This is a genomic window from Mycobacterium sp. (genome assembly GCF_049278535.1).
Taxonomy (GTDB): domain Bacteria; phylum Actinomycetota; class Actinomycetes; order Mycobacteriales; family Mycobacteriaceae; genus Mycobacterium.
Window position 1 is genome coordinate 1 of the sequence record NZ_JBAPMI010000375.1, and the last position, 4,783, is coordinate 4,783.

Here is a 4,783-nt window from a genome sequence, read left to right on the forward strand (position 1 = left end):
GGCGCACCCGGACTCGGTGGTCAGCCCGGCGAGCCGGGACAGCCAGGCCAACCCGGCAGCTGAGACCGGCAGCTGAGACCGGCAGCGTCAAGCTCGAGCGGCAAACACACCCGCAAGCCGGTCAGCCGCTAGATCGCGGTACTCCGTCCTGACCCGGCAGAACCTGTTAACTTCAATCGACTATCGACCAACCGCGGTGCGATCGTCCGAGAGGTTTGCCATGGGGACTGTGCTGCTCGTGCTCGCCGCGGTGCTCTTCATCGCGGCGGTGGTCGTCTTCGTCGCTGCGTTGCGGCGTCCGAAAAAGCCGCCGGTCGGGCGCCAGGATCCCCTTGCCTTCACCTCCGCAGCACCGGAATTCGGGCCTCGTCAGCTCGGACCGGGCGCGATCGTCAGCCACGGTGGCGTCGATTATGTAGTGCGCGGATCGGTCACCTATCGCGAGGGTCCGTTCGTCTGGTGGGAACACTTGCTGGAAGGTGGCGATCAGCCGCTCTGGTTCAGCGTCGAAGACGACGACGGGCGGCTCAAGCTCGCGATGTGGGTCAGCCGCAAGGACTTACAACTCGAGCCGGGCGGCCAGCACGTGGTCGACGGCGTGACCTATCACGAGTCTGAGCGCGGTCACGCCGGCTACACGACCGAAGGCACAACCGGCCTGCCACCGGGCGGCGACATGGACTTCGTCGACTATGCCGACGACGGCGAGAGCGCGTTGCTCTCCTTCGAGCGCTGGGGGCCGGGCATGCCGTGGGAGGTTTCCACCGGCAAGTCGGTGGTGACCAGTGAGCTCACCGTCTATCCGGCCCCACCCCCGACGGCGTAAGGGCACCTCAGTGCCGCTTCATCAGCTGTCAGTAACCCCTGTCGACGTCAGCGGTTCGGGACTCGGGCTGGCGCTCAACGCTCCCGCTCCACTCCCCCTGGCCACCAGTCGCCTGGTCCACCCCAACGGCGGCACACTGGTGCTGGGCGTGCTGGGCGCCTCGCATGTCATCACCGTCGAGTACGCCAACACCCTGTTCTCCGAACAAGTTTCGTGCCATTTCGGCGGTGAGCTGCCGGAAAGCACTCAGGCACCCGGCTATCACCTCGAATCTCGAAACGACCTGTACGACGAGGCCGCGTTCCGTCAGCTCGCCGACCAGCTTCGCGGACGCTGCGCAACCGAGAACGGTTGGCTGGGCGGCACATTCCCCGGCGACAATGCGGCGTTGACCGCGCTGGCCGCCGAACCAGACGGTGCCGGCTGGCGTTGGCAGACCTGGCACCTGTACCCCGCCCAGTCCGGTGGCACCGTCGTCTACACCGCCAGCCGGTGGCGCCCATGAGCCGCAACGGCCTGTTCATGTTGGCCGTTGGCCTGGTCGCCTGCTCAATTGCCAGTCTCTTATTCGGAATAACGTTGCAGCACAAGGATATACGCTCCTATCTCGCTGCCCACTACCAAGAATATTCTCGCGACGCCGGCGGCACCCGGTATCTGTGCACAGGATCGCCCACCCAGGTGGCCGACACGCTCACCGGCTATCACAGCCCCGCGGCACGAGCTGACAACGCCGGCACCCAATACCTGCGTTACGACGACGCCATCGTGTCGGTCGGACCCGACGGTACGCGGCCGTGCAGCATCCGAGTCGAAGACTTGGCCGCCGGCTACAGCCACGGCTCGTTTATCTTCCTTGGCCCCGGGTTCTATCCCGGATCACCGTCGCGAGGCTCGGGTGGCAGCACCGGCGGCCCGGGCGGAACCAAATGACCCCTAACCGAACGCAATCCGCGTAGGAGCGAAAGGAGACAGTCATGTACCTGGCCGTCGAGTTGGGAACGATCGACCTCAATCCGGTCTTCAAAGGCGCCCTGGCCACCATCTTGTACTTCCTGGTGGGCACCGCCGTTCTGGTCCTCGGCTTCGTCGTGGTTGACGTGCTGACCCCGGGGAAGCTCCGGCAGCTTGTCTTCATCGACCGCCGCCCCAACGCCGTCATGCTTGCCTGCGCCAACTACATCGCGCTGGCCGCCGTCATCATCAGCGCGATCACCAACAGCTACAGCCAGCTCGGCCAGGGGCTGGTCGGCGTGGCGGTGTACGGGCTGATGGGCGTGGCTCTGCAAGGGGTCGCAATTCTGAGCATGCACTTCGTGATACCCGGTGATTTCCATGAGCACATCGACGAGCCGGAGCTGCACCCTGCTGCGTTCGCCACGGCCGTGATGCTGCTGGCTGTGGGAGGAGTGACCGCCGCCGCGCTGTCATGACATCGACTGAGCAACAGCCTGATTCGTCTGCCCTCGAGCCGGGCACGACCACGCGCTGGCGGGCGGTACTGCTGGCCGCGGTCGCGGCGTGTGCCGCGTGCGGCATCGTCTATGAGCTCGCGCTACTGACGCTGTCGACCAGCCTCAACGGCGGCGGCATCGTCGCCACCTCGTTGATCGTCGCGGGGTACATCGCCGCGCTGGGCGCGGGCGCCCTGCTCGTCAAGCCACTGCTGCGTTGGCCGGCAATCAGTTTCGTCGCCGTTGAAGCCGTACTGGCCATTGTCGGCGGACTGTCGGCCGCCGCGTTGTATGTGATGTTCTCGTTCGTCGGTGGGTCGCTGCTGATGCTGGCGCTGGGCACCGCCTTGATCGGTGCACTAGTCGGCGCCGAGGTGCCCTTGTTGATGACGCTGCTGCAGCAGGGCCGGGTCGCGGAGGCAACCGACACCGGCCGGACGCTGGCCAACCTCAACGCCGCGGACTACCTGGGCGCCCTGATCGGTGGACTGGCCTGGCCGTTCGTTCTGCTGCCGCACCTCGGCATGATCCGCGGCGCCGCCGCCACCGGCATCGTCAATCTGGTTGCCGCCGCGGTCGTTTCGATCTTCCTGCTGCGACGGGTGGTGACCGCCCGACAGCTGGGAGCGGCGATCGGTGCGCTGGGCGTGGCCCTGGCGCTGCTTGCCACGTTGCTGCTGCGAGCTCAGGACATAGAAACCACCAGCCGCCAACGGCTATACGCCGACCCGATCGTCGCCTTTCGGCAATCCGCCTACCAGGAGATCGTCGTCACCCGTCGCGGCAACGACATGCGGCTGTACCTCGATGGTGGTCTTCAATTCTCCACCCGCGACGAGTACCGCTACACCGAAAGCCTGGTCTATCCCGCACTGGGCGCCGGAGCACACTCGGTGCTGGTGCTGGGCGGAGGCGACGGGCTCGCGGCCAGTGAACTGCTGCGCACGCCGGGCGTCGAGAAGATCGTGCAAGTCGAACTCGATCCCGCGGTCATCGACTTAGCCCGCAGCACAATGCGTTCCGCCAATGGAGGTTCGCTGGACAACCCGCGGGTACACATCGTGACCGGCGATGCGATGAAGTGGCTGCGCGATACGCGAAGTTCCTTCGACGCTGTCATCGTGGATCTTCCGGATCCCGATACACCGGTGCTGGGGCGCCTGTATTCGACTGAGTTCTATACCTTGGTATCCCGCGCGCTGGCCCCGGGTGGCCTGATGGTGGTGCAGTCGGGTAGCCCGTACTCCACCCCGAATGCGTTCTGGCGCACGGTTTCCACCATCACCGCCGCGGGTTACGCCGTGACGCCGTACCACGTCTACGTCCCGACCTTCGGCGACTGGGGCTTCGCGTTGGGCCGTCGTGGCGACAAAGCGCCGCGACCGACGGTGCCGGCCGACGCGCCGCCGCTGCGGTTCCTCAACCCGTCGGTGCTCGACGCCGCGACGGTTTTCGCACCTGATGTGCGACCCCGCACGCTCGAACCGTCAACGCTGGAACACCCGCGCATCGTTGAGGACATGCGCCACGGCTACGATTAGCCAGCCTGCCGCAGAGACTCACTCAATTCGGTCGATGTCGTCTTTGACACCGACTGGGCTTGGTGCGCAGGGACACCGGGATGCCGCCAGAAATCAATCAGAAATGTGTGCGCAAATTCTCCTACTCAACGCGCGTACTAGGTCTAACTTAGCCAGTGCTAAGGATTCTCATCGATGGGGGAAGTTGGGCAATGGCTGCTCGCAAGCGTTCACGAAGCGTTGGCCGTTCGCGCGGGTCGAACCCCCGCCGCCAGACACGTGTGCTCGGGCTGGGCACCGGCGCGAGCGCGTTGTTGGCCTTGGGCCTGAGCCCGTTGGCCGCTGCGCCCGCGGCCCACGCCGACGACTTTGGGCTCGACAGCATCCTCGACCCGATCATCAATTCGTTGTCGATCGCACATCCTGCGCTCAGCGTCGGCCTGGACCACTGGGCCGCAAGCCTGGATGCGACGTTGGGTTCGCTCGCCGGCGCTGACCCAACGACTGGCCTGGACCACTGGGTCACAAGCCTGGATGCCGCGTGGGGTTCGTTCTCCTCCACTGACCCGACGACTGGTCTGGAATCTCCCCTCGCCGCGGCCTCGTCGATCGACACAATCAGCTCGCTCTCCTCCGCTGACCCGACGACTGGTCTGGACTCCACCGTCGACACGACGTCAGCGACCACTCCGTTCGCTGAATTCATGAACAACCTGCAACAAGAATGGATCAACAGCAACTTCGGCAGCCACGTCGACAACGTCCTCAACAGCTGGTACCTAGACCACGCTCATTCGGCCGCGGCAGCGGACTCCTGCGGAATGATCTGCAACGGCGCGAACGGCACCGCGGCCGACCCGAACGGTCAAGACGGCGGGACGATGTTCGGTAACGGCGGTGCGGGCTACACCTACACCGAAGCTACTAACCCGGACCCCGGCCACTCCATTGATGGCGGAAATGGCGGTGACGCGCTCAGGTAC

Annotated in this window: 5 protein-coding genes and 1 pseudogene; all 6 read left to right on the forward strand. The window is 65.4% G+C overall.

What is annotated here, in order from left to right:
* Window positions 1-220: 220 nt before the first annotated feature.
* Window positions 221-826, forward strand: a complete 606-nt coding sequence (locus WAO18_RS24220; protein WP_422208765.1) for a DUF4178 domain-containing protein — start codon at window positions 221-223, stop codon at window positions 824-826.
* A 10-nt stretch (window positions 827-836) separates the two neighbouring features.
* On the forward strand, window positions 837-1,331 hold the full coding sequence (locus tag WAO18_RS24225) for a DUF2617 family protein (RefSeq protein WP_422208766.1): 495 nt from the start codon (window positions 837-839) through the stop codon (window positions 1,329-1,331).
* Window positions 1,328-1,759, forward strand: coding sequence for a DUF4247 domain-containing protein (locus WAO18_RS24230; protein ID WP_422208767.1), 432 nt, complete (start codon window positions 1,328-1,330; stop codon window positions 1,757-1,759). Before WAO18_RS24225 ends, WAO18_RS24230 begins: the two co-directional genes overlap by 4 nt.
* Before the next feature lie 44 nt (window positions 1,760-1,803).
* Complete coding sequence (locus WAO18_RS24235) at window positions 1,804-2,259, forward strand: DUF350 domain-containing protein (protein ID WP_422208768.1); 456 nt, start codon at window positions 1,804-1,806, stop codon at window positions 2,257-2,259.
* Window positions 2,256-3,821 (forward strand): polyamine aminopropyltransferase, encoded by a 1,566-nt coding sequence (locus WAO18_RS24240; protein WP_422208769.1) that lies wholly within the window; start codon window positions 2,256-2,258, stop codon window positions 3,819-3,821. Before WAO18_RS24235 ends, WAO18_RS24240 begins: the two co-directional genes overlap by 4 nt.
* Before the next feature lie 191 nt (window positions 3,822-4,012).
* Window positions 4,013-4,783, forward strand: a pseudogene (locus tag WAO18_RS24245) (hypothetical protein); the annotation flags it as partial.

What these genes read in the sequence shown, in the direction of transcription:
- WAO18_RS24235 (WP_422208768.1), top strand. Translation starts at nt 1,804, where the DNA reads ATGTACCTGGCCGTCGAGTTGGGAACGATCGACCTCAATCCGGTCTTC.
- WAO18_RS24220 (WP_422208765.1), top strand. Translation starts at nt 221, where the DNA reads ATGGGGACTGTGCTGCTCGTGCTCGCCGCGGTGCTCTTCATCGCGGCG.
- WAO18_RS24230 (WP_422208767.1), top strand. Translation starts at nt 1,328, where the DNA reads ATGAGCCGCAACGGCCTGTTCATGTTGGCCGTTGGCCTGGTCGCCTGC.
- WAO18_RS24240 (WP_422208769.1), top strand. Translation starts at nt 2,256, where the DNA reads ATGACATCGACTGAGCAACAGCCTGATTCGTCTGCCCTCGAGCCGGGC.